Raw genomic sequence first — 22,958 nt, forward strand, 5'->3', positions numbered from 1 at the left:
ACCTAGACAGGCGCGGACAACGGAGCGGCACGGACAAGGAGCGGAACGGACAACCGGACCGGCGCGGACAACCGGACCGGCGCGGCGGACAACGGAGCGGCACGGACAACCTCTGCGTTGTCCGGGCCGGCGTCCAGGTCCGCGCCTACTCGTGTCCGTTGTCCAGCCTGTCCGTGCGCCAGCCTGTCCAGCCTGTCCGCCGCTGACGCGGAAGCGCTTGGGTGGTCGGGGGCGCTGTCAGCCGCGCCGGATGAGGCCTGGGCCGGCGGCGATGTCGATGTCGCCGTCCTCTACGTCGTGGCCGGCGGCGCAGCGGAGGACCGCGCGGACCGGCTGGCCGCAGCCGTGGTGGGTGGCGACGACGGACGGGCCGGCGTCGTCGGCGGTCCAGGTGTCGCCCCAGTTGCGCAGGGCGGTGATGACGGGCAGGAGTTCGCGGCCCTTGCGGGTGAGCTGGTATTCGTGGCGGGTGCGTTGCCCCGGCTCGCGGTAGGGGATTCGTTCGAGCAGGTCGGCGGCGACCATTTCCTTGAGTCGGGCGGCCATGGCGGGTTCGCCGACGCCGACCCGGCGGACGAAGTCGTCGAAGCGGCGCGTGCCGAGCAGGGCCTCGCGCATGATCAGGACCGTCGACCTGCTGCCCACGATGTCCATGGCTCGGGCCACCGAGCAGTTCTCACTCGACCAGGAGTCGCGGTCGTCCCGGAGATCCTCCATGCCGTCAAGCCTACCTGACTTGCATAGTAGTTAGTCAGGTGCTTCACTGGAAGGCGCTGGCTTCGGCATGAGCAAGTCAGCTCGACGAGCCCCTGAGGAAGTGCAGTGACCAGCGACACCGCAGCTCCACCCGGATCGGCCGGCGCCGTCCGTTCCGCCGTCCGTGGCTCCCGTGCGGTGACCCTGATCGCCATGTGTCTGGGCGCGATGATCACGTTCCTCCAGATCACCGCGACGGTCTCCGCCCTGACCACGATCCAACAGGACCTGCGGGTCGACCCGACCACCCTGATCTGGGTGCCCAGCGCCTACACCCTGATGGTGGCGAGCGTGGTGCTGTCCGCCGCCACGCTGGGCAACCGCTACGGACGCAAGCGCATGTTCGGCGCCGGAGTCGTCGCGATGATCGTTGGCGCCGCCGTGGTGGCCGGCGCTCCGACCGTGGCCTGGGTGATCGCCGGCCAGCTGGTCGCCGGCCTCGGCGGGGCCCTGATCCTGCCGAACAGCCTGGCGATCCTCGGTGCGACATTTACCGACCCACACCGACGTACCGAGGTCATCACCGCATGGTCGGCGGCCTCCGGCGTCGGCCTCGCGATCGGCCCGCTCATCGCCGGCGCGCTGCTGCGGCACCACTCGTGGCACAGCGTCTACCTGTCGACGATCGTGCTCGGCGTGATCACCCTCGTCGTGGCCGCCATCGGGGTGGCCGAGTCCAGGCCGAGCGCCGACCGACTCGACGTACCCGGCCTGGTGCTGGGCACCGTCGCCATCGCCGCCGCCGTCTACGCGATGATCCAGGGCGGCAAGGACGGCTACGCCAGCCCGGTGGTGCTGGCGGCCTGGATCGCCGCGCTTGTCGCGCTTGTCGGGTTCGTGCTTGTCGAGCGGCGGGCCAGCGCGCCCATGCTCGACGTACGGCTGTTCCGGTCCGCGTCGTTCAGCGCCGTCACGGTCGTCGCCGCGGTGTCGCTGTTCGGCTTCACCGGCGTGGCGATCCTGCTGGTCCTCTTCCACGAACGTGCCCAGGCACTCAGCCCGCTGGACACCGGCTGGCGGATGCTCGTGCTCTTCGGCGCCTACGTGCTCGTCGCCTTCGGTGCCGGGCGAGTGATCCGTCGTACCGGCTTCAAGGCGCCCATCGCCCTCGGCCTGGTCCTCGGTGCGGTGGCCAGCTTCGGTCTGGCGACCCAGGGGCCGACCGCGTCGTTCGGTCACCGCTGGGCGCTGTTCGCGTTGTTCGGTGCCGCCAGCGGTCTGGTGGTGGCCCCGGCGACGGCGGCGGCGTTGGCCAGCGTCGCGCCCGCTCAGGCCGGCATGGCCGCCGGAGCGGTGAACGCCGCGCGCCAGGTCGGCTCGGTGCTCGGCTCGTCCCTGCTGGGCACGCTCCTGACCACCACGATGCTTGCCGACCTGCCCGACCGGCTGGCCGCGCACCAGGTCGGCGAACCCACCCGGACCGCCGTGCGGGCCGCGGTGGCCGCCGGTGCCACCGGCGACCAACCACTGCCCGATCCGGTACGCGCGGCGCTGGCCGAGGCGCTGACCGCCGGCGTCCAGGCCGGGTTGCGCGTCAACGGCATCGTCTTCCTCGTCACCGCCGTGCTCACCCTCGCCCTGGTGCGCAACCGGCCGCACCAGCACTGAGGCCAGCCCGCCGACCCGCGCCGACCCGCGCCGCGAAGATCAGCCGATGCTGGTCAACCCGTGGTCACGGCCGCGGTGACCTCGACCTCCAGCACCGCGCCGTCGAGGAAGAGCCGGCTCACCTCGACGGTGGTGCTGGCGGGCCTGGTCTGCCCGAAGTAGCGGTTGCGGACGTCCGCGTAGTCGGCCAGGTCGCCGAGGTCGGTCATGAACGTCCGGACGTGCAGCACGTTGGCGAAGGTGGCGTCGTGCGCCGCGAGCAGTGCGCTGATCAACTCGAAGATCCGTTCGGACTGCGTCCGCACGTCGCCGGGTGCGACCACCGCGCCGGCGTCGTCCACCCCGACCTGACCGGAGAGCATCAGCAGCGCGCCCCCCGGCAGGTCGAGGCGGGCGACGTGCGCGAACCGGTCGCCGAACGGCGCGGCGACAGCCGTCGGATTGTCCAGGGTCAGGTTCACTACTTCTCCTCGGCTGCGGCGGTGTCGGTGAGACGGGCGATGTCGTCCTGCGGATGGCGCGCGGCCGCCAACGCCGACGCGGCGGCGCGCAGCAGGGGCGCCGGCGCGTCGCCGAGCACGTCGAGGGCGAGCCGGGCGTCCTTGGCGGCCAGGGCGGCGGCGAACGCGGCGTCCGTGGCGGTCGCCCGGGCGACCGCGCCGCCGAGTGGCCCGGTGCCAAGTGCATCGATCGCGGTACGTCTGTCGACGCCGACGGCGTCCGCGACGGTGAGCGCGTCCGCGACTGCGGTGACCGCGGTGACCAGCGCGGTGTTGAGCACCAGCTTCAACGCGGCGCCCCGGCCGGAGCCGCCGCAGCGACGGACGGTGCCCAACGTCCCCAGCAGCGAGGCGACCCGCTCGACGACCGACTCTTCCCCGCCGGCCAACACCACGAGTCGGCCCGTCTCGGCAGCTACGGCACTGCCGGCGACCGGAGCGTCGACAAGCGGGACTCCCGCCGGCAGCAGCGTGGCCAGTTCGGCCACGGCCCGGGGGCCGATTGTGGACATCTCGATCACGGGGGTGCCCGGCCGCAGCGCCAGTGCCGCACCGGAGTCGACAAGCGTGTGCCGGACGGCTACCGCATCGGTGAGCATGGTGATCACCACGTCGGCGTCGCGGACCGCCTCGGCTGGGCTGCCGGCGGCGCGCGCCCCGGCGTCGACGAGCGGTGCCGTGCGGGCGGCCGTGCGATTCCAGACGGTGAGCCGATGCCCGGTGGCCAGCAGCCGACGGCCGATCGCGGTGCCCATCGTGCCCGTACCCAAGAGGGCGATCTCGTTCATATCGCCAACGCTAGGGGGCACTGAGCCATGCCACCAGCGACTGTTACGCATCGCTGCCATGCTGGGGAAGGATGGCAAGATGCAGCTGAACGCGCTCCAGGTCTTCCGTGCCGTCGCCGAGCACGGCTCCATCACGGGTGCGGCCCGCAGCCTGCGCTACACCCAGTCGGCGGTGTCCCGACAGATCGCCGCGCTGGAAGCCGAGACCGGGTCGCCGTTGCTGGACCGGCTGCCGCGCGGCGTCGCCCTGACCGAGCAGGGCCGTTGTCTGCTCGGCCACGCCGAGGCGGTGCTCGACCGGCTGGACACCGCCCGGCGGGACCTGGCGGCGCTGCGCGACCTGTCCGCCGGCCGGTTGCGGGTCGGCGCGTTCCCCACGGCGGTCGCCGCGCTCGTGCCACGTGCGCTGGCCAGCTTCAAGGCCGAGCATCCCGAGGTGGTCCTGTCGCTTGTCGAAGGGCTCACGCCCGGGCTGCTGGAGCGCCTGGTCGACGGCGACGCCGACGTCGCCGTGGTGAGTGCCGCGTCGGACCAGCCGCTCGACGGCGACCAGTTCGACCTGCACCACCTCGTCGACGAGACGCTTCTGGTGGCCGTACCCCGGACGCATCGGCTCGCCCACCGGCGGACCATCCGCCTGCGCGACCTGGCCGACGAGTCGTTCGTCGCCGGCTCGGCGACCGCCGAGGAGACGCTGCTGCGAGCGACGCTGCCGGCGGGTTTTCGCCCGCGGATCGACATCGTCGCGGCCGAGTGGACCGGCAAGCTGGGCTGTGTCGCGGCCGGTCTGGGCGTCGCGCTGGTGCCGGCCCTGGCCGTACGCGCCGCTCCATCCGACCTGACTCTGCTCCGACTGCACCCCGACGACGTCTCCGTCCGGCGGATCTTCGCCGCGACCGTCGCTGGGCGGAGCCGACCACCGGCGGTGCGGCGGTTCCTCACCCATCTGGACCGGGCGGCGGGCCTGAGCGAAGCGGGCGGATGACGCGGGCCGCCGTGCGGCGGCCCCCGTCCCGACGTCACCCGCCGATGGTGTCGAGTTCCTCGATCGCGTCGGCCGGCAGCTCCAGGTCGGTGGCGGCGAGGTTCTCCCGCAGGTGCGCCAGCGTCGAGGTGCCGGGGATCAGCACCGTGGTGGGGGAGCGCTGAAGCAGCCACGCCAGGGCGACCTGCTGCGACGAGGCGCCCAGCCGGGTGGCCACGTCGTTGAGTGTGTCGGACTGCAACGGCGTGAACCCGCCGAGCGGGAAGAACGCGGCGAACGCGATGTTGTCCGCCGCGCACCTGTCCACCAGGGCGTCGTCCTGCCGGTTGGCGAGGTTGTAGAGGTTCTGGACGGTGACCACCGGGGCGATGGCCTGGGCCTCGGTGAGCTGGTCGAGCGTGACGTTGCTGAGCCCGAGGTGCCGGATCAGCCCCTCCTGCCGCAGCTCGGCGAGGGCGCCGAACTGCTCGGAGAGGGGATCGTCGCCGGTGCCCTCCGCCACACCGACCCGCAGGTTGACCACGTCGAGGACGTCCAGGCCGAGGTGTTGGAGGTTGTCCCGGACCTGGGCCTTCAGTTCGTCCGGCTGCAGCGCCGGGATCCAGGAGCCGTCGGCGCCGCGGCGCGCGCCGACCTTGGTGACCAGGTGCAGATCCTCGGGGTACGGGTGTAGCGCCTCGCGGATCAGCTCGTTGACCACCACCGGGCCGTAGAAGTCGCTGGTGTCGATGTGCCGGACACCGAGGTCGACGGCCTCGCGGAGCACGGCGAGCGCCTGCTCGCGGTCGCGGGGTGGGCCGAAGACACCCGGGCCGGCCAACTGCATCGCCCCGTAGCCCATCCGGCTCAGGTTGAGGCCGTCGGCGGGGGTCACGGTTCCGCCGGGAAGGTTCTCGCGCATGTCGTCCTCTATCCGTAATCGGAGTGGATATGCGTCGACTGTGCGTCGGTAGCCGGGGCGGCCGGCAGGGCGAGCTGTTCCTGGTAGTGACACAGCCAGTCACCGGGCCACCCGGCGATCTACCGTCGGTGTCATGGACGCGACGAACCCGCTCGGCGACTTCCTGCGTGCCCGCCGGGAGCAGACCCGGCCCGAGGACGTCGGGCTCGGCCCCGGCGTGGGCCTGCGCCGGGTGCCGGGGCTGCGGCGTGAGGAGGTGGCGATGCTTGCCGGCATCAGCGCCGACTACTACCTGCGGTTGGAGCAGGGTCGCGAACGGCATCCCTCGGTGCAGGTCCTCGATGCCCTCGCCGGGGTGCTCCGGTTGGACCCGGAGGCGACCGCGTACCTGATCGGGCTGAGCCGCACGCGGTCGCGCCGGGCGGTCCGACCGGCCGCGGAGCGGGTGCCGGCAAGCATCCTGCACCTGCTGCGGGAGCTCGACATGCCGGCCTTCGTGCAGAACCGCTACCTCGATATCCTGGCCTCGAACCCGATGGCGAGGGCACTGTCGCCGAACCTCGCCCCGGGTGCGAACCGGCTCCGCGCGGTGTTTCTGGACCCGGCCGAGCGGGAGCTGTTCCGCGACTGGCGGCAGGCGATGCAGAGCGTGGTGGGGCAGATGCGCGCCGACTCGGGCGGTGCCACCGACGACCCCCGGTTGACGGCGCTGGTGGGGGAGTTGTCCCTCAAGAGCGACTGCTTCCGCCAACTGTGGGCGCGCCACGAGGTGCGTCGACGGGAGGGTGTGGTCAGCCGGCTGCGCCATCCGGAGGTGGGTGACCTCGACCTGTACTGCGACAAGCTCGCCGTTGCCGGCGCCGACGGGCAGCTTCTGGTGATCTACCACGCCGAGCCCGGTACGGAGTCCGCGCGTTCACTGGCGCTGCTCGGCTCGATCGCCGCCAGCACCCGGGCGGACGACATCCCGGACAGCCCGCGGCCCGGTGATCCGGCCCGGCTCTACCCCCTGGAGTGAGCGACACCCCCTGGAGTGAGCGACCCCGGGGCGCTCCGGCGGATTCGACAGGCACTCGACAGGCGCTCAACTTGACGACACTTGTTTGTGAGTGCACACTTACAAACATGCGATCGACTGCCGAGGCCCGCCGGATCACCGTTCTGAACGCCGCCGTGTCGGCGTTCGCGCGCACCGGCTTCCACGCCACCCCGGTCACCGCCGTGGCCGCTGCCGCCGGCATCTCCGAGGCGTACGTCTTCCGGCTCTTCGCCGGCAAGCTCGGGCTGTTCGTGGCGGCCGCCGACACGTGCTTCGAGCGGATCGCCGCGGCGATCGAGGCCGGGGCCGAGCGTGCCGCCGGTGGCAGCGCGGAGGAGATCCTCGACGCGATGGGCGGTGCCTACGCGGAGCTGATCGCCGACCGTGATCTGCTGCTGTTCCAGGTGCAGGCGCAGGCCGTCACAGACATTCCCGAGATCGCCCAGGTGGTGCGGGCCGGCTACCGGCGGGTCGCCACCTTCGTGCAGGACCGCTCCGGCGCCAGTGACGCGCAGGTGCAGCAGTTCTTCGCGTACGGCCAGCTCTGCCACCTGATCGTCACCGCCGGCCTGGACCAGGTCCCCGAGCCGTGGGCCCGGGCGCTGACCGCGGGCATCCGCCACCCCTGACACCCGACCACCTACCCCCGGGCCGCGACGGTGGCCCACTTCTTTATCCCGCGAAGTGTGTGAGTGCACACTTACAAACCAGGAGGTTCCCATGACCACCGATGCGATGATCACCGAAGTGGTGCTGCCCGGCGTGGTGGAGCCCGACGGACTCCAACTGCACCGCCGCGCCATGCCCACCCCGGCCCAGGGGCAGGCGCTCGTCCAGGTCGAGGCCACCGGCATCTCGTTCGCCGAGCAGCAGATGCGCCACGCCCTCTACCCCGGCCAGCCGAAGTTCCCGTTCGTGCCCGGCTACGACCTCGTCGGCACGGTCCGGGCGGTCGGCCCCGGCGGCGACGACTCGCTTGTCGGCACCCGGGTGGCGGCGGTCACCAAGACCGGCGCCTGGGCCACGTACGCGCTCGTCGACATCGACGCCCTGGCCCCCGTACCCGTGGGTCTGGACCCCGTCGCCGCCGAGACAGTCGTCGTCAACGGCGTGACGGCGTGGCAGATGTTGCAGAGCGCCAACCCGCGGGCCGGGCAGACCATCCTCGTGCACGGCGCGAACAGCGGCGTCGGGAGCGTACTCGTCCAACTCGGACGCCACCTCGGCCTGCGGGTCATCGGCACCGCGACCGAACGGCACCACCCCGGGTTGCGTGACCTCGGCGTCGAACCGCTGGACTACCGTGCCCCGGACCTGGCCGCGCGCGTCCGTGCGCTGGCGCCGGACGGTGTCGACGCCGTGTTCGACCCGATCGGCGGCCCGGGTGTCCGCACCTCGTACGGCCTGCTCGCCCGCGGCGGCACGCTCGTCGTCTACGGCAACGCCGCCGCCGTGGGCACCGGCCAGTCGGTCGTGTGGGTCTTCGTGAAACTGCTGGCCCGTCTCTACACCTGGAACGCGCTGCCGAACGGCCGCCGGGCCGGCTTCTACAACTTCTGGGCCGGTCAGCTCACCCGCCGTACCGCCTTCCGACGTCGCCTGCGCACCGACCTGGGCATCGTGCTCGACCTGCTGCGGCAAGGGGTGATCGTGCCGCAGATCGCCGCCCGCTACCCGCTCAGCGAGGTCTCCGCCGCCCTGGTGTTCGCCGAGGCGCGCAGCCGGGCGGGCAAGGTGGTGCTGGAGCCCTGATCATCGACTACGTCGAGGGCATAGGCGGTTCGGGTGGCTTCCCGTGGGCCCGGATGCTGTCGGTGACGGCAACTCCGGCGAGCACCAGGGTCGCGGCGAGGCCGGTCACCAGTGCGGGGGCGCGCACCAGGACGACGCCCGCGACCGCCAACGCGAGCAATGCGAGCAGCCGAGACGAAGAGACACGGCTGAACACCTCGTACTCGAACCGGGCCCGTCCAAGCAGGAACAACGCTGGTCCGCTGAGGAGGACGCCGACCAACCACGGCGACGCCTCCTCGGCGGGGTGCGCGATGACGGCTTCGAAGCCGGCGGAGGTGGCCACGATGCCGGCCACCATGAGTAGGTGGGTGTTGGGTGCGGACCGCACGAACCCACCCGGGTCCCGGGACGCCTCGATGGCGGCCTTCAGCAGGGCACCGGCGCGGTGGACGTAGATCTGCCACAGCAGCACGGCTGCGGCGAACCCGACCAGGAGCGCCGCCGTCCGGTCGATGGTCAGGTCGTGGGCGGCGTAGGTCAGCGTGATGACGAGGATGAGGTCGCCGAGGGCGAGGGTGAAGATCTGCTGGTAGCGCTCTGCCAGGTGATCGGCCGCCACCGCATAACGGCGTGAGGCTAGGCGACCGATCCTGGGTGTGGGGTAACGAAGCCAGGCAGCCGCGTAGTCGACAGCGAGCGCGGAGGTCCACAGCACGCCCCGTGCCGGGCCGCTCGCGAAGGCGCCGGCGAGCCACGGTACGGCGGAGACAGCGAACCAGAACATGAAGCGACCGGAGCCTTGCCGCACCGTACGGGCACCCAACGCGGCGACGAGGAAGGTGCCACGTCCCAACTGGATCGCCACGTACGCGCCCGCGAAGATCAGGCCGTGCTCGGCGAAGGCTCCGGGCAGCGCCCCCGCCAACAGGATCGTCCCGAACATGACCCAGAGCGTCACGGCGAAGATCGGAGGTCGGCCGAGGTGCTGGAGTTCGGTCGCCAGCGCGCTGGCTGCCCAGACCCACCAGATGGCCGTCAACAGCACCGCGGTCTCGAAGACCCCGACCCAGTCGAGACGCTGCGCCAGGGTTCGTGACGTCAGGGCGAGTGCGGCAACGAACACCAGATCGAGAAAGAGCTCCAGCAGAGTTGCCCGCTGGGGTCCCTCATCCTCGCGGGTCAGCCCTACCGCTTGGTCGGTCGTCATCAGGTGCCCGCCTACGCCGCTCCGGACCCTCATGTTAGTGAGATTTCGGCTGCAACTCGGGCAAAGTTGCTGGCTGGCCTCCCTCGGAGGATTCGGCCCGCGCGGCGGCCCAGGAGGCCGGGTGCGACGCCCGAGGTTTGTCGCTCCGGCGGCGGTGCGCGTGCAGTCGCACGTCACGGGGCGTACGGTGGACACGTCGCCCGAGACCCCGGTGGCCGCCAGACGCCGTCGCCACCAGCCCGTCCGGGGCATTACCGATAGTCATCCCCGTCACCGCGACTCGCTGGTCGTGTCGGCCGATCGCCGACCAGGGCCCAAGCCGTCGGGTTTCGCCCGTCATCGCGGTCGGAACAATTGGTGGTCCGGATCCGACGCACGCATGCACACGACTGTCCGTGCGAATGATCGTTTTGAACACCTTAACCAGGGGAGCACCAGATGAGGATCGCCAGGGACAGGATCGTCACCGCACTTCGCGACCGGGGCCAGCAGGCCCGGGCCGACTGGGTCGAGCGTGAGCTGCCGGAGCGCGTGGACCCGGCGAAACACTCCGGGTTGCTCGCCACCCTGCACCTCAATGCGGCTGACCTCGTCGACGCGTCCTCCCCTTGAGGGTTGCCCTGCTCGGACCGGTCGCCTGGCGTACGCCGCCGCACCACTACGGCCCGTGGGAGCAGGTGACCGGCTTGCTCGCGGAGGGGCTGGTCAGCCACGGCGTCGACGTGACGCTCTTCGCGACACTTGACTCCGTCACCTCCGCGAAGCTCGACGGTGTCTGCCCGCGGGGGTACGCGGACGACCCGGACCTGGACGGCCGGGTGTGGGAGGCGATGCACGTCTCCCACGCGATGGCCCGCTCGGCCGAGTTCGATCTGGTGCACAGTCACCTCGACTGGCTCCCGTTGGCGTTCGCCGAGCACTGCCGTGCCCCGCTGCTGACCACGGTGCACGGTTTCTCCGGCGCGGAGATCCTGCCCGCCTACACCCGAGCCCGCTCGTCGTACGTGTCGATCTCCGACGCCGACCGGGCACCGACGCTCGACTACGTCGCCACGGTCCACCACGGCGTCGACGTCGGCGGACTACCGTTCACCGGCGACCCCGGCCCCGGGCTGGCCGCCTTCGGCCGGATCCACCCCGACAAGGGCACCCACACCGCGATCGAGATCGCCCGGCGGGCGGGCCGACCCCTGACCATCTGCGGCATCGTGCAGGACGAGCGGTACTTCGCCGAACAGGTGGCCCCGCACATCGACGGTGACCAGGTCGTGTTCCTCGGGTCGGTGGGCCCGCGGCGACGGGCGGAGGTGCTGGGTGACAGCACCGCACTGCTGCACCCGATCGCCTTCGACGAACCATTCGGACTGTCGGTGGTGGAGTCGATGGTCTGCGGCACCCCGGTCGTCGCGTACCGGCGGGGGTCCATGCCCGAGGTCGTCGACGACGGGGTGACGGGCTTCCTCGTGCACACCGTCGACCAGGCCGTCGACGCGGTCACCCGGGTCGCCGACCTGGACCGGGCGCGGTGCCGGGCGCAGGCCCTACAGCGCTTCAGCGCGGACCGGATGGTCACCGACTACCTCGCCGTCTACGACCAGCTCGTCCACGGCTGAACCAACCCGCCCCGCCGGTCACACACGCTGACCGGCGTGCGCCGTTCCCGCGTGAGGCTCGCCCCGTACTCCGGCGAGGGCCGACAACCGGAAAGGCCCGACGTTTCATGCCCAGCTACGGATTCCTCAGCACCCACCCACCGACCCGGTGTGGACTGGCCACGTTCAACTCCGCCCTCGCCGCCCAGTTGACCGCCGACGGCACGCGCGGTGGCATCGTCCGCGTCACCGACCACGGCGACGACCAGCGGCCGGTGCCCGGTGTCGTGCACACCTGGTCGGCGCTCACCCCGTCCGGTTGGCGGGACGCGGCGGCCGCCCTGAACACCTTCGACGTGGCGATCGTCCAGCACGAGTACGGCATCTACCCCGGCACCGACGGCGAGGACGTCCTGCCGCTGCTGCGGCGACTCACCGTGCCCAGCATCGTGGTCCTGCACACCGTGCTCCGCCAGCCCACCGCCCGGCAGAAGTCCCTGTTGGAGCGGATCGTCGCCACCGCCGGGGCGGTCGTCACGATGACCGACACCGCGCGGGACCGGCTGCTGATCGGGTACGCCGTGCCGCCGGCCAAGGTGACTGTCATCCCGCACGGCGCCGCCGAGCTGGCCGGCGTACCCGTCGAGCGGCGTACCCGCCCGCACCTGCTGACCTGGGGGCTGCTCGGCCCCGGCAAGGGCATCGAGTGGTCGTTGCGGGCCCTCGCGCGGTTGCAGGATCTGGAACCGACACCTACCTACACGGTGGCCGGCCGGACCCACCCGAAGGTGGTCGAGCACCACGGCGAGGCGTACCGGGCGGGGCTGCACCAGCTCGGCGCCCAGTTGGGCGTCGCGCACGCCGTCGACTACCAGGACGTCTACCACGACCAGGAGGCACTGGGCCGGTTGATCCGCTCCGCCGACGTGGTGGTCCTGCCCTACGACTCCCGTGAACAGGTCACCTCCGGCGTACTCATCGAGGCGGTGGCCGCCGGGGTGCCCGTCGTGGCCACCGCGTTCCCGCACGCCGTGGAGCTGCTGACCGGCGGGCCGGGTCTGGTCGTACCCCATCAGAACCCGGCGGCGCTGGCCGCGGCGATCCGGCGGATCCTGACCGAGCCGGGCCTGCCGGCGCGGCTCGCCGGCCGGGTCCGGCCGCTGGCCGCGCACCTGCGCTGGCCGGCGGTGGCGGCCCGGTACGAAACGCTCGCGGAGCAGCTCAGCGAGGCCCGCCCGCCGGCGGTCAGCGTGGTGCCGGCATGACCGCGACCACCGGCCGGCCCCGAACAGCCACGCGGGGACGCGTGGTGACGGCGCCCCCGCCGAGCTTCGCGCACCTGATCCGGCTCAGTGACGACACAGGTCTCTTCGAGCACGCCCGGCACGCCATCGTCCGTCGCGAGCACGGCTACTGCACCGACGACGTGGCCCGCGCCCTGGTCGTCGTCAGCCGCGAGCCGGAGCCGAGCGAGGAGCTGATCCGGCTCGCGGAGCGTTACCTCGCGTTCCTGACCCACGCGCAGCACGCCGACGGGGCCTTCCACAACCGGCTCGGGCACGACCGGCGCTGGGCCGACGAGCCGGGGCTCGGCGACTGGTGGGGTCGGGCGCTGTGGGGCCTGGGCACGGCCGTCGCCCGCAGCCCCGCGTCCTGGGTACGGGAGGAGGCGCTCGTCGCCTTCAGTCGGGGGGCGGGCCGGCGCACCCGGGCACCGCACGCGATGGCCTTCGCCGGTCTGGGCGCGGCCGAGGTGCTCCGCCGCCACCCGGGTCACGTCGCCGCCGCGTCCCTGCTGGCGGACGCGGCCAGCACGGTCGGCCCGGCGGGCTCCGACCCGCGCTGGCCGTGGCCACGGGAGCAGCTGACCTACGCGAACGCGGCCCTCGCCGAGGTGGCCATCGTCGCCAGTCAACTGCGCGAGGGCGGCCCACCCCTGGACGACGGCCTGCGGATGCTGGCCTGGTTGCGCGACGTCCAGCTACGCGACGGGCGGCTGTCGGTGGTGCCGGTCGGCGGTTGGCGGCACGGCGGCGTACGGCTGCACCACGACCAGCAGCCGATCGAGGTCGCCGCGCTCGCCGACGCCTGTGCCACGGCGGCCACTGTCACCGGCGACCCCGGGTGGGACGACGGCGTACGGCAGGCGGTCGGGTGGTTCCTCGGCGACAACGACCTGGGCACGCCGATGTGGGACCCGGCGACCGGCGGCGGCTACGACGGGCTGACCGCGCACGGACCCAACCTCAACCAGGGCGCCGAGTCCACCCTCGCGCTCATCTCCACCCTGCAACACGCCCGGCGGTGGTCGTGACCCGGAGTCTGGCCGTCCGGCAGGACGCCACTCTCACCCCGGACCCCGCCCGGGTCATCGTCAAGCTCTTCGTGCCGGGGGAGGACGCCGCGGTCGTCCGCACCCGGGCGCGGGCACTCATCGACCGGGTCGCGCGCCTCGACGACGAGGAGGCCGGCCGGCTGTTGCGGGACACCTTCGACCGTTTCGGCGCCCGGCACCGCGACCTGGCCGGCACGTTCCACCACCACTACGACCTCGTCCGGCATCGTGCCGCCCGGGCCCGGGACCTCTCGCCGACCAGCCGGCTGCTGGTCGGCGCCTACTTCAGCCACGAGTACGCCGTCGAGGCCGCCGCCCTCTGCAACCCGTCCATGGTGGCCCACCCGGACCAGACCGGTCTGGGCGCCGGGCAGTTGCGCGTCGCGGTCAGCCTGCGCCAGATCGGCGAGGGTCACGTGTCGTCCATCGGGTTCGCCACCGCGGTCCTCGGACCCCGGCGTCAGCTCACCGTCGCCGACCGGGCCGGTCCGCCGACCGTCGGGCAGCGGGTGGGCGTACAGCACCGCCGGGACCTGCTCGTCGCCGGCCTCGCCGAGGAGGACTACGACAACGAGGTGACCGCCACCGTGCTGAACGCCCTGCCCGAGCGGTACGACGAGGCCACCTTCGAGCGGGTGCTCGGCACCCTGCCACCCGATCTGCTCTCCCGCAGCACCGGATTGGGCACCCTCGAACAACTGCGTCGCACCAACGCCGGCAGCTACGCCACGGCCTTCCCCGCCGACACGGCGCTGCACCAACGGGTGCTCTGGCCGGCCACCCCGGCCGAGAGCAACGGCATGGAGGACGCGCGGTTCGTCCGGTTCGTCGACGAGTCCGGGCCGGTGTACCGGGCCACCTACACCGCCTACGACGGCCGGAGCATCGCCACTCGCGCCCTGGTCAGCAGCGACCTGCGGCGCTTCGAAACCACCCCGATGCGCGGGCCGGGTGCCCGTAACAAGGGGCTCGCGCTGTTTCCGCGTACGGTCGGCGGCCGGCACCTGGCGCTGTGTCGCGCCGACGGCGAGACCATCGGCCTGACCGTCCTGGACGGCGAGAACCGTTGGCAGGCCCCGCTCCCGCTGCACGGCCCGCGGGACAGCTGGGAGTTGATCCAGGTCGGCAACTGCGGATCTCCGATCGAGACCGACGCCGGCTGGCTCGTGCTCACCCACGGCGTCGGGCCGATGCGCCGGTACGCGATCGGCGCGCTCCTGCTGGACCTGGATCGACCGGAGCGGGTCGTGGCGCACCTTCCCGGTGCGCTCCTGTCGCCGGAGGAGGACGACCGGGACGGGTACGTACCCAACGTCGTCTACTCCTGCGGGGCGCTCATCCACGACGGTGCGGTGTGGCTGCCGTACGGGGCGAGTGACTCCCGGGTGGGTTTCGCCACGGTGTCGTTGGCCGCCCTCCGCGCCGCGCTGGTGGAGTCCCCGCCAGCGGGTGGGCGGGACGGATGACGGGTGGTGGTGCCGCCCCGGCGGCCGGTTGGTTACCGGCCGCCGGGGCGCTTCGGTCAGGAGTCGGTCGTCCGACGCCGGTAGAGGAGCAGCAGGGCCGCGCCGCTGGCGACGGCGACGCCGCCGATCCCGGTCAGGACGGGCACCAGAGCACTGCCGCCGCTGCCGCCGGTGACGGGCAGCTTCGTGCGGGTGGGCGTGACCGTGGGTCGGCTGGTGGGCGTGCCCGTGGGCTGGCCGGTCGGGGTGCCCGTGGGCTGACCGGTCGGCGTCCCGGTCGGCGTCCCGGTGGGGGTGCCCGTCGGGGTTCCGGTCGGTGTGCTCGTCGGTGTGCCCGTGGGCGTGCCGGTTGGTGTTCCGGTCGGTTGGGTGGGCGTACCCGTCGGCTGGAGGCAGACGGGGGCGTTGATGGTGTTGGTGTCCAGGGTGACCGCGCCGGTCTGGGCCAGGGCGCGGCCCTGGAGGGTGGCGCCGGTGTTCATGGTGATCGAGGTCTGCGCCAGGATGTTGCCCATGAACCGGGTGCCCGTGCCGATGGTGGCCGAGCTGCCCACCTGCCAGTAGACGTTGCAGGGCGAGGACCCGTTGATGAACACCACGCTGCTGTTGGACGCGGTGATGAGGGTCGAGTCGATCTGGAAGATGAACACCGCAGCCGGGTCACCCTGGCTGTTGAGCGTCAGGGTGCCGGTCAGCTGCGCGGCCCCGATCCGGTAGACCCCGGGCAGCAGCGTGGTGCCGCCCAGCTCGGCAGGAAGGTTGGTGAACGGGGTTCGGCCAGCGGCGTCGTTGTAGGCGGTGGTCAGGTCGTTCTTGGCCTGCAACGCGACGGCGTCGCCGAGGTGGGTTTCCCCGCCGACGAGGCCGGGTGGGAAACCGGGCGCGGTGTTGCCGGGGCTGACGCCGAGGCTCTGGGCGAGGAAGCTTGGCCCGGTGTTGGTGACGGTGGAGCCGGCCAGCACGGAGAAGTTCGCCGCCGTACCGAGGTCGACAGGCGCCTCGGCGGCGCTCGCGCCGGTGCCGCTGAAGATCAGGACGGCGACGGCTGTGCCGCTGGCGGCGACGGCCGCCAGTGCGGACATTGCCGCGCGTCGTCGGTGGCTGAGTAGTTTGGTTGTCACGACGTGCCCTTTCGCGAAGGCATCTCACCAGACGCCGGTTGTGCAGCGGTCAAAATCTCACCGCACCGGGATTGCTCAATCGGACTTTTGCACACTTAATACGCAATAGTTGCGAATTGCCTGAGATAACTGAGGCGGTTGGGACGAAAGGGCACTCGACCGGCCGGGAGTGGGTAATCGGCAGGCGAGGAGGACGGCGGGGCGGGGTAGCCTCACCGCTCGCGCTGCTGCGGACGTACGGTTCGGGGAAACGGGGGAGGTGGAGCGTGGGCGACGTCGGCGAGATGGTGCGGTGGCTACAGCTCAACGCACCCCGGGGTGGCCCGGACGAGCTGTCCCAGCTCGTCGCCCGGGCGGCTCCCGCCATCGACGCCACCGAGATCGTTATTTACCTGGCCGACTACACGCAGTCCCTGCTGGTGCCGCTGCTCGGCGCGGGTCTCGTCCGGGACGAGCTGCCGATCGAGACGACCCTCGCCGGTCGGGCCTTCACCAGCCTCGACATCCAGCGCGCGCCCGACAGCCCGGATCGGGTCTGGGTGCCACTGCTGCTCGGGTGCGAACGGATGGGCGTGCTGGAGATCGTCTCGCCGCTGGCCGTCGATGCGGCCATGGACGGGCCGGCCTGGGAGGTGGCGGTCACCATCGCCCAGATCCTGGTCAACCGCCGGCTCTACGGTGACGTGGTCGAGCGGATGCGGCGGCGTCTCCCGATGCAGGTCGCGGCCGAGATCGTGTGGGGCCTGCTCCCGCCGCTGACCTTCGCCACCGACGACCTGGTGGTCACCGCCATCCTCGAACCCTGTTACGACGTCGGCGGCGACATCTTCGACTACGCGCTGAACGGCGACGTGCTCAGTGTCGGGCTCTTCGACACCTGCGGCCACGGCATCAAGGCGAGCACCCTGGCCTCGCTGGTGGTCAGCGCGTACCGCAACGCACGCCGGTGTGGCCTCGACCTGGTCGACACGGCGATCAGCATCGACAGGTGGGTGCGCTCCGAGCACCCGAACTTCTTCGCGACCGGGCTGCTCATCGAGTTGGACCATCGGACCGGCCGGCTGAGCATCATCAACGCGGGTCATCCCGGTGCGATGCTGCTGCGCGACGGCAAGGCCATTCGGGAGCTGCCGGGGCCGACCGCGTTGCCGCTCGGCCTGGGCCACCTGTCGGCCCGCCGCCCGCGGGTGCACGTGGAGGACCTGCACCCGGGCGACCGCATCCTCGCCTACACCGACGGCATCACCGACGCGCGCAACGCCGACGGGGAACAGTTCGGGCTGGACCGGCTCGTCGACTTCGTCAACCGCACCCTCAACGACGGGTTGCCCAGCCCGGAGACGATGCGTCGCCTGGTCCGCGCCGTCGTCGGCTACCAGGACGACAGGCTTGAGGACGACGCGACGGCCCTCTTCGTGGAGTGGCGACCGCCGCACCTGCCGCTCGCGCACCTGCGCGACCTCGCCGCCCGGACCTGACCGGCCACAGTGGGATTTTGCACTCCCAGTGCACTTGTCTCGGTCTCCAGGGGTGTCTAGCGTCAGCTCATGGCCGACTCATGGACCTTCGCCGTGGCGCGTGACGACCTCGGGCAGACCACTCTCGTCGATGGCACCCCGCCCGCGGTGGCCGACGGCGAGGCGCTGCTGCGGGTGGACCGGGTCGGCCTCACCGCCAACAACGTGACCTACGCGGTGCTCGGTGACGCGATGCGCTACTGGGAGTTCTTTCCGCCGGCGACGGTTGGGCTCGGGCCACAGTGGGGCCTGCCGCCGCTCTGGGGCTTCGCCGAGGTGGTCACGTCGACGGTCGAGGGCGTCGAGGCGGGGCAGCGGGTCTACGGCTACCTCCCGCCCTCCGGCCACCTGTTGGTGCGGCCGAGCCGGGTGGACGCGTCCGGTTTCCGCGACGCCAGCCCACACCGGGCCGAGTTGCCGTCACCGTACAACGCGTACCGGTCGACCACCGGCGACCCGGCGTACCAGCCCGACCAGGAGGATCTGCTGATCCTGTTCCGGCCGCTGTTCTTCACCTCGTTCATGCTGGCCGACCAGGTCGTCGACAACGACTTCTACGGCGCCGAGGCGCTGCTGCTGTCGTCGGCGTCGAGCAAGACCGCGTACGCCGCCGCGTTCGAGCTGCGCGGTCGCGGGCCGCGCCTGGTCGGGCTCACCTCACCCGGCAACCTGGCCTTCACCCGTTCGCTCGGCTGCTACGACGAGGTCGTCTCGTACGACGACATCGGTGCTCTGGACGCGGTGCCGACCGTCTACCTCGACCTGTCCGGCGCACCCGCGACCCGCGCCGCCCTGCGCCGGCACCTCGGCGACCGCCTCGTCCGGGACATCGCGGTCGGGCTCACCAACCAGACGCCGAACGCCGACGCCGCCGAAGAGGTGTTCTTCGCGCCGGTGCAGATGCGCAAGCGCGCCCAGGACTGGGGCCGGGCCGGCCTCGACCAGCGGTTCACCGACGCCTGGCAGCGCTTCACCGCCATCGTGAGCGGGTGGCTCGACGTCCAGGTCGGTGCCGGGCCGGATGCTCTCCAGCGCGCGTGGCTCGACGTCCTCGGCGGTCGTACGCCGCCACGGGTGGGTCACGTCGTCCAACTCTGAGCAGTCGAGGGCGGTGCCGGCCTCAGAACGCGCTGTGGTCGAGGTCGGCGAGGTGGTGCCGCAGCGCCGCCAACGACCGGGTGATGAGTCGGGAGACGTGCATCTGCGAGATGCCGACCCGGTCGGCGATCTGGGCCTGGGTCAGGTTGCCGTAGAAGCGCAGGGTCAGGATCTGGCGTTCGCGCTCCGGCAGCGTGGCGAGGGCCGGGCCGAGGGCGACGCGGATCTCGACGAGGTCGAACTCGTGGTCGTCGCCGCCGAGGGTGTCGCCGAGCTCCCGACTGCCGTCGGCCCCGGCCGGGGTGGACAACGACGTGGCCCGGTAGGCGCGGGCGCCCTCCAGCCCTTCCAGGACGGTCTCCTCGGACAGGTCGAGGTGCGACGCGATGTCGGCCACGGTCGGCGAGCGACCAAGGGTCTGGGTCAGCGCGTTGTTCGCCGCGCTGATCGACAGGCGCAGCTCCTGGAGGCGGCGGGGCACGCGCACCGCCCAGGTGCGATCCCGGAAGTATCGCTTGATCTCGCCGATGATCGTGGGAATGGCGTACCCGCTGAAGTCGACGCCCCGGCTGTGGTCGAAGTTGTCCACGGCCTTGATGAGCCCGACCGAGGCGGTCTGGGCCAGATCCTCGTCGGGTGCGCCGCGTCCGGAGTAGCGGCGGGCCAGGTGCCGGGCGAGCGGCAGCCACGCCTCGATGGCGCGGTCCCGCAGAGCCGGGCGGTGCGGGTCGTTCACGTCGGTCACCGCCAGGGCGGCCAGGAGGTCATCGGGGCTCTGGTCGCTGCTCTGCTGCCCGACGCGGGTGCTGGTGGCGGTGCCGACGATGCTGGCCATGGGGATGCCCTTCCCGAACCTGCCCGTCGATCGGATCGACCGGAAGATCTCCGAACCGGCCTGTCGCCGGAGCGCACATACGGGCGAAGATGCGCTGTCGCAAGGCCACGATCACGGGCCTCGCCACCGCGTCATGTCGTTCACTTGATGACCCGGACCCTACCCGAAAGGCTTATTAATTACTAGCCAAAAGTATGAGTGGGCTGGAGCCCGTCGGATCAGCCGCGGCGGTTGCTGTCGTCGCCGGCGGCCGGACTCTGCGGGGCAGGCTGCACCGCGAACGGGTGGCGCAACCGGCGCATGGCCTCCTCGCTGTCGTCGAAGGTCACCACCGACCCGTCGGGCCCGTCGGCGGTCGACGTCGCGAGGAACAGGGCAGGCCGAGCGTTGTCGTTCGATGTCATGCAGGATCCTGTCTTCGGTGAAGGAGAGCGTCCGGGCCACGGCACTCGCGCCGTGCGACCTCGGGACGGTGCGGCGCGCACAGGGGCGCCCGATCAGGGTGTCTCGTGCACGGGCGAACGCCCGGCGACACCGACACCCCGCACCATACCCGGCGTCGTCCACCCGCACGCGCCGCCGACGCCCCCCGGTCGCGGTGGACCCCCGGGTTGCCCAGAATTTCGGTAATCCGACCCGTCGGTGCCAGTCTCCGAACATGAGGGCGGTCAGCGCACACTGCGCGGGTCCGCGCGGATGAGCACCTGAGGAGTGACAGCCATGCCGTCAGCCGGTCGAGCACTACCCGATGTCGGGTTGGTCGTCGCGGCCCGACAGGGCGACCAGCGCGCCCTCGATGACGTCGTCGCGGCTTCGCTCCCGTTGGTCTACAACATCGTCGGGCGTGCGCTCCGGGGCCACGCCGACGTCGACGACGTCGTCCAGGAGACGTTGGTACGGGTGATCCGGCACCTGCCCGCGCTCAACGACCCGGCCGCGTACCGGTCCTGGCTGGTGGCGATCACCATTCGCCAGGTGCGCGACTGGGAACAGCGCCGACGTGCCGCGCTCAACCGCGACGCCGGGCTCGACGTCATCCACAACGTGCCCGACCCCGCCTCCGACTTTGCCGGCATGACCATCCTGCGGCTCGGTCTCACCGACCAACGACGCGAGGTCGCCGAGGCGACCCGCTGGCTCGACCCGGATGATCAGGAGTTGCTCTCGCTGTGGTGGCTGGAGGAGACCGGCGAGATCAGCCGCAACGAGGTCGCCGACGCGCTCAGCCTGTCGCCCGGACACGTCGCGGTGCGGATCCACCGGATGAAGGAGCAGATCCAGAGTGCCCGCGGCGTGGTCCGCGCGCTGCGCGCCCGCCCTGGTTGTCCGGACCTGGTGGCCGCGACCGCCGACTGGGACGGCACTCCCAGCCCGCTGTGGCGCAAGCGGCTGGCCCGACACGTCCGCGACTGCGCGTTCTGTGGCCGGCTGGGCACCACCCTGCTGCCGATCGACCGGCTGCTCGCCGGACTGCCGATGCTGCCGTTGCCGGCGGATCTCAGCGCCCACTTCCCGAGCGCGGCGGCGTCTCCGGCGGGCGCGCAGGCGGCCGGGCACGCCGCCGGGCAGAGCCCGGCCGGTGGTGTGCCCACCGATGGGGGCGGCGGTCCGAGCGCTCTCGACCTCGCGGTGAACCGGCCTCGTGGCCTGCTCCCCTCTCTCGCCGTCGGGGTGGCCGCGGCCGTTCTCGCCATCACCACGGCGGTGGTGATCCTGCCGGATGATCCATCGGCACCCTCGTGGGCCGCGCCGCCGTCCGCGGCGCCCACCGCAGTCGCCGCACCGAGCGTCCCGCCGTCGCCGAGCGTCCGACCGTCGTCGAAGGCCCCGGTCGTCCCGGCGGTCAGCTCCGCCCGCAAGGGCGTCGGGGTGTGGAACTTCGCCGGGGCCAGTCAGGCGCTGGCGAACTCGAAGGCCGGCTGGTACTACACGTGGGGCACCCAGCATCCGGGGATCAGCACGCCGCGAGGCGTGACCTTCGTGCCCATGATCCGTCGCGCGGAGAACGTCACCGCCGCCGAGTTGGCCCGGGCGAAGGCGGCGGGGCCGGATCTGCTCACCTTCAACGAACCGGACCTGCCTGAGCAGGCGAACATGACAGTCGAGCAGGCGCTGGACCTGTGGCCGCAGCTGATGGCGACGGGCAGCAGGCTGGGCAGCCCGGCGGTGGCGTGGGGCGCACCGGATCCGCAGGGTTGGCTGGACCGGTTCATGACCGGCGCCCAGGCCCGGGGCCACCGGGTGGACTTCGTCACGCTGCACTGGTTCGGCGCCGACTTCACGAGCGCCGCCGCCGTCGACCAACTCCGGCAGTATCTGCAGGCTGTCTACCAGCGCTACCGGAAGCCGATCTGGCTTACCGAGTTCGCCCTGATCCGCTTCGACTCCGGCCGTCAACAGTTCCCGAGCCAGGAGCAGCAGGCGGCCTTCCTCACCGCGGCCACCGCCATGCTCGGTCAACTGCCCTACGTGCAGCGGTACGCCTGGTTCGGTCTGCCCGCCACCGGCCAGGACCGATCCGGGTTGTTCACCGACGGCACCGAGGCGACAGTCGTCGGCCGCGCGTTCCAAGCCGCCCGGTGAGCGGGGGCGGACGAATGGACGAGCACCAGACCGGCGGCGAGCGCCAGGGGTTCACCGCCCACGCCTGGCGGATCGTCGGCGTCGCCGTGACCCTGGTCGCGACGGCGCTGGCCGTCGGTCTCACCCAGGGTTGGGGCAGCTCCGACCGGCCGCCCACCGCCGGGTCGGCCGCTCCGGTGCCGACCGCGCCCGTGCTGCTCAACGGCACCGACGACGCCTTCATCCAACTGCTGATCCCGATGAACGAGGGTGTGCTCGCGTTGCTCGAGCACCTCGACACCCGGCCGGCAGAAGCGGACCCGTCGCTGCGGGCCCTTCTCGGCGAGGTCCGGGAGGCTCATCAGGCGGAGTTGCGGGACCTCCGGGGGCTGCTGGCCGCGGGCAACGTTCCGGAGCTGAACATCCACGAGGGGCACCAGATGCCCGGCATGGTCACCGACGCCAGTCTCGCCGAGTTGCGCGGTGCGCCGGACGCCGAGGTGCCGGCCCGGGCGGCTGCCCTGCTCCGAGCGCACCTCGCGCAGACCGTGGTGCTGTGCCGGGGTGAGCAGACCGCCGGTGGGAGCCCGGAGCTGAAGGCGCTCGCCGGCCGGATCCAGCAGGCGCGCACCACCGAGCTGAGCACCCTGGACAGGCGGCCCGGCGCGCCCGAGACAGCGCCGGTCAACTGAGCATGCCGTCCACCGGACCGGCCGATGCGGGCAGCTGACCTGCACGCCGACATTTCCACGTCGCGGGCGTCACGTCGTGCGACGCACCGCGCCGACACGTCGGACGTCGCCCGTCCCGCTCGGCGTGCGACGCACCGTACGCGGGGAACGTCGCCGCCCGACGCGTTCGTCTCGACACCGACGGCGGGTTGGCGCGGTGGCCATCGTCGCGCGGCCGGGCGC

22 protein-coding genes are annotated in these 22,958 nt (G+C 72.0%); 14 read left to right on the forward strand and 8 right to left on the reverse strand.

Annotation, left to right across the window (positions count from 1 at the left end; genetic code table 11):
* Nucleotides 1-237: 237 nt before the first annotated feature.
* Nucleotides 238-717, reverse strand: a complete 480-nt coding sequence (locus tag AB0B14_RS03385; RefSeq protein WP_357072372.1) for a helix-turn-helix domain-containing protein — start codon at nucleotides 715-717, stop codon at nucleotides 238-240.
* A 105-nt stretch (nucleotides 718-822) separates the two neighbouring features.
* Between AB0B14_RS03385 and AB0B14_RS03390 the strand changes: the two genes are divergently transcribed.
* Entirely contained in the window at nucleotides 823-2,364 is a 1,542-nt protein-coding gene (locus AB0B14_RS03390) for an MFS transporter (RefSeq protein ID WP_357072369.1), read from the forward strand.
* Nucleotides 2,365-2,417: 53 nt separating this feature from the next.
* Here AB0B14_RS03390 and AB0B14_RS03395 read toward each other — a convergent pair whose 3' ends face one another.
* Both AB0B14_RS03395 and AB0B14_RS03400 read right to left on the reverse strand, forming a co-directional pair.
* Nucleotides 2,418-2,825, reverse strand: coding sequence for a RidA family protein (locus tag AB0B14_RS03395; RefSeq protein ID WP_357521023.1), 408 nt, complete (start codon nucleotides 2,823-2,825; stop codon nucleotides 2,418-2,420).
* The gene (locus AB0B14_RS03400; RefSeq protein ID WP_357072363.1) at nucleotides 2,825-3,652 is read right to left on the reverse strand and encodes an NAD(P)-dependent oxidoreductase; all 828 of its coding nucleotides are present in this window, start codon (nucleotides 3,650-3,652) and stop codon (nucleotides 2,825-2,827) included. The genes AB0B14_RS03395 and AB0B14_RS03400 overlap by 1 nt, the downstream gene beginning before the upstream one ends.
* A gap of 79 nt (nucleotides 3,653-3,731) precedes the next feature.
* Between AB0B14_RS03400 and AB0B14_RS03405 the strand changes: the two genes are divergently transcribed.
* Nucleotides 3,732-4,637: a LysR substrate-binding domain-containing protein gene (locus AB0B14_RS03405; RefSeq protein WP_357521025.1), complete on the forward strand. Its 906-nt coding sequence runs from the start codon at nucleotides 3,732-3,734 to the stop codon at nucleotides 4,635-4,637.
* A 34-nt stretch (nucleotides 4,638-4,671) separates the two neighbouring features.
* Here the strand turns inward: AB0B14_RS03405 and AB0B14_RS03410 are convergent, their stop codons facing one another.
* Nucleotides 4,672-5,538 carry an oxidoreductase gene (locus tag AB0B14_RS03410; RefSeq protein WP_357521027.1) on the reverse strand — a complete coding sequence of 289 codons (867 nt, stop codon included), beginning with the start codon at nucleotides 5,536-5,538 and terminating at the stop codon, nucleotides 4,672-4,674.
* Between the two features lie 133 nt (nucleotides 5,539-5,671).
* On the opposite strand from AB0B14_RS03410, the gene AB0B14_RS03415 reads away from it, so the two are divergent.
* From AB0B14_RS03415 to AB0B14_RS03425, 3 genes are all read left to right on the forward strand, one after another.
* Complete coding sequence (locus AB0B14_RS03415; protein WP_357521029.1) at nucleotides 5,672-6,556, forward strand: helix-turn-helix transcriptional regulator; 885 nt, start codon at nucleotides 5,672-5,674, stop codon at nucleotides 6,554-6,556.
* A 107-nt stretch (nucleotides 6,557-6,663) separates the two neighbouring features.
* Complete coding sequence (locus AB0B14_RS03420) at nucleotides 6,664-7,206, forward strand: TetR family transcriptional regulator (protein ID WP_357072352.1); 543 nt, start codon at nucleotides 6,664-6,666, stop codon at nucleotides 7,204-7,206.
* A 91-nt stretch (nucleotides 7,207-7,297) separates the two neighbouring features.
* Entirely contained in the window at nucleotides 7,298-8,329 is a 1,032-nt protein-coding gene (locus AB0B14_RS03425; RefSeq protein ID WP_357521031.1) for a medium chain dehydrogenase/reductase family protein, read from the forward strand.
* Between the two features lie 7 nt (nucleotides 8,330-8,336).
* Here the strand turns inward: AB0B14_RS03425 and AB0B14_RS03430 are convergent, their stop codons facing one another.
* On the reverse strand, nucleotides 8,337-9,518 hold the full coding sequence (locus AB0B14_RS03430; RefSeq protein ID WP_357521033.1) for a low temperature requirement protein A: 1,182 nt from the start codon (nucleotides 9,516-9,518) through the stop codon (nucleotides 8,337-8,339).
* Nucleotides 9,519-9,956: 438 nt separating this feature from the next.
* On the opposite strand from AB0B14_RS03430, the gene AB0B14_RS03435 reads away from it, so the two are divergent.
* From AB0B14_RS03435 to AB0B14_RS03455, 5 genes are all read left to right on the forward strand, one after another.
* Nucleotides 9,957-10,130: a hypothetical protein gene (locus AB0B14_RS03435; protein WP_357521035.1), complete on the forward strand. Its 174-nt coding sequence runs from the start codon at nucleotides 9,957-9,959 to the stop codon at nucleotides 10,128-10,130.
* Complete coding sequence (locus AB0B14_RS03440; protein ID WP_357521037.1) at nucleotides 10,127-11,131, forward strand: glycosyltransferase family 4 protein; 1,005 nt, start codon at nucleotides 10,127-10,129, stop codon at nucleotides 11,129-11,131. The genes AB0B14_RS03435 and AB0B14_RS03440 overlap by 4 nt, the downstream gene beginning before the upstream one ends.
* A gap of 107 nt (nucleotides 11,132-11,238) precedes the next feature.
* Nucleotides 11,239-12,375 (forward strand): glycosyltransferase, encoded by a 1,137-nt coding sequence (locus tag AB0B14_RS03445; protein WP_357521039.1) that lies wholly within the window; start codon nucleotides 11,239-11,241, stop codon nucleotides 12,373-12,375.
* Nucleotides 12,372-13,424: a glycosyltransferase gene (locus tag AB0B14_RS03450; protein WP_357521041.1), complete on the forward strand. Its 1,053-nt coding sequence runs from the start codon at nucleotides 12,372-12,374 to the stop codon at nucleotides 13,422-13,424. The genes AB0B14_RS03445 and AB0B14_RS03450 overlap by 4 nt, the downstream gene beginning before the upstream one ends.
* Nucleotides 13,421-14,911 (forward strand): glycoside hydrolase family 130 protein, encoded by a 1,491-nt coding sequence (locus AB0B14_RS03455; RefSeq protein ID WP_357521042.1) that lies wholly within the window; start codon nucleotides 13,421-13,423, stop codon nucleotides 14,909-14,911. Before AB0B14_RS03450 ends, AB0B14_RS03455 begins: the two co-directional genes overlap by 4 nt.
* 56 nt (nucleotides 14,912-14,967) lie before the next feature.
* Here the strand turns inward: AB0B14_RS03455 and AB0B14_RS03460 are convergent, their stop codons facing one another.
* Nucleotides 14,968-16,032 (reverse strand): ice-binding family protein, encoded by a 1,065-nt coding sequence (locus tag AB0B14_RS03460; protein ID WP_357521044.1) that lies wholly within the window; start codon nucleotides 16,030-16,032, stop codon nucleotides 14,968-14,970.
* A 266-nt stretch (nucleotides 16,033-16,298) separates the two neighbouring features.
* Here AB0B14_RS03460 and AB0B14_RS03465 point away from each other — a divergent pair, with 266 nt between their 5' ends.
* Nucleotides 16,299-17,510, forward strand: a complete 1,212-nt coding sequence (locus AB0B14_RS03465; protein ID WP_357521046.1) for a PP2C family protein-serine/threonine phosphatase — start codon at nucleotides 16,299-16,301, stop codon at nucleotides 17,508-17,510.
* Between the two features lie 69 nt (nucleotides 17,511-17,579).
* A complete protein-coding gene (locus tag AB0B14_RS03470; RefSeq protein ID WP_357521047.1) occupies nucleotides 17,580-18,647 on the forward strand; it encodes a DUF2855 family protein in 1,068 nt (355 codons plus the stop codon).
* A 22-nt stretch (nucleotides 18,648-18,669) separates the two neighbouring features.
* Here the strand turns inward: AB0B14_RS03470 and AB0B14_RS03475 are convergent, their stop codons facing one another.
* Both AB0B14_RS03475 and AB0B14_RS03480 read right to left on the reverse strand, forming a co-directional pair.
* Nucleotides 18,670-19,482, reverse strand: a complete 813-nt coding sequence (locus tag AB0B14_RS03475; protein ID WP_357521049.1) for an RNA polymerase sigma factor SigF — start codon at nucleotides 19,480-19,482, stop codon at nucleotides 18,670-18,672.
* A 218-nt stretch (nucleotides 19,483-19,700) separates the two neighbouring features.
* Nucleotides 19,701-19,886, reverse strand: a complete 186-nt coding sequence (locus AB0B14_RS03480; protein ID WP_357521051.1) for a hypothetical protein — start codon at nucleotides 19,884-19,886, stop codon at nucleotides 19,701-19,703.
* Between the two features lie 316 nt (nucleotides 19,887-20,202).
* Between AB0B14_RS03480 and AB0B14_RS03485 the strand changes: the two genes are divergently transcribed.
* Entirely contained in the window at nucleotides 20,203-22,065 is a 1,863-nt protein-coding gene (locus tag AB0B14_RS03485) for a sigma-70 family RNA polymerase sigma factor (protein WP_357521053.1), read from the forward strand.
* Nucleotides 22,066-22,079: 14 nt separating this feature from the next.
* On the forward strand, nucleotides 22,080-22,736 hold the full coding sequence (locus AB0B14_RS03490; protein WP_357521055.1) for a DUF305 domain-containing protein: 657 nt from the start codon (nucleotides 22,080-22,082) through the stop codon (nucleotides 22,734-22,736).
* The last annotated feature ends 222 nt before the right edge of the window (nucleotides 22,737-22,958 follow it).

The organism is Micromonospora sp. NPDC049171, assembly GCF_040648275.1.
Classification (GTDB): domain Bacteria; phylum Actinomycetota; class Actinomycetes; order Mycobacteriales; family Micromonosporaceae; genus Micromonospora.

Coding starts and splice junctions, on each gene's coding strand:
- AB0B14_RS03435 (WP_357521035.1), top strand. CDS start 9,957: ATGAGGATCGCCAGGGACAGGATCGTCACCGCACTTCGCGACCGGGGC.
- AB0B14_RS03430 (WP_357521033.1), bottom strand. CDS start 9,518: ATGACGACCGACCAAGCGGTAGGGCTGACCCGCGAGGATGAGGGACCC.
- AB0B14_RS03490 (WP_357521055.1), top strand. CDS start 22,080: ATGGACGAGCACCAGACCGGCGGCGAGCGCCAGGGGTTCACCGCCCAC.
- AB0B14_RS03470 (WP_357521047.1), top strand. CDS start 17,580: ATGGCCGACTCATGGACCTTCGCCGTGGCGCGTGACGACCTCGGGCAG.
- AB0B14_RS03420 (WP_357072352.1), top strand. CDS start 6,664: ATGCGATCGACTGCCGAGGCCCGCCGGATCACCGTTCTGAACGCCGCC.
- AB0B14_RS03480 (WP_357521051.1), bottom strand. CDS start 19,886: ATGACATCGAACGACAACGCTCGGCCTGCCCTGTTCCTCGCGACGTCG.
- AB0B14_RS03475 (WP_357521049.1), bottom strand. CDS start 19,482: ATGGCCAGCATCGTCGGCACCGCCACCAGCACCCGCGTCGGGCAGCAG.
- AB0B14_RS03405 (WP_357521025.1), top strand. CDS start 3,732: ATGCAGCTGAACGCGCTCCAGGTCTTCCGTGCCGTCGCCGAGCACGGC.
- AB0B14_RS03415 (WP_357521029.1), top strand. CDS start 5,672: ATGGACGCGACGAACCCGCTCGGCGACTTCCTGCGTGCCCGCCGGGAG.
- AB0B14_RS03485 (WP_357521053.1), top strand. CDS start 20,203: ATGCCGTCAGCCGGTCGAGCACTACCCGATGTCGGGTTGGTCGTCGCG.
- AB0B14_RS03445 (WP_357521039.1), top strand. CDS start 11,239: ATGCCCAGCTACGGATTCCTCAGCACCCACCCACCGACCCGGTGTGGA.
- AB0B14_RS03385 (WP_357072372.1), bottom strand. CDS start 717: ATGGAGGATCTCCGGGACGACCGCGACTCCTGGTCGAGTGAGAACTGC.
- AB0B14_RS03425 (WP_357521031.1), top strand. CDS start 7,298: ATGACCACCGATGCGATGATCACCGAAGTGGTGCTGCCCGGCGTGGTG.
- AB0B14_RS03410 (WP_357521027.1), bottom strand. CDS start 5,538: ATGCGCGAGAACCTTCCCGGCGGAACCGTGACCCCCGCCGACGGCCTC.
- AB0B14_RS03450 (WP_357521041.1), top strand. CDS start 12,372: ATGACCGCGACCACCGGCCGGCCCCGAACAGCCACGCGGGGACGCGTG.
- AB0B14_RS03400 (WP_357072363.1), bottom strand. CDS start 3,652: ATGAACGAGATCGCCCTCTTGGGTACGGGCACGATGGGCACCGCGATC.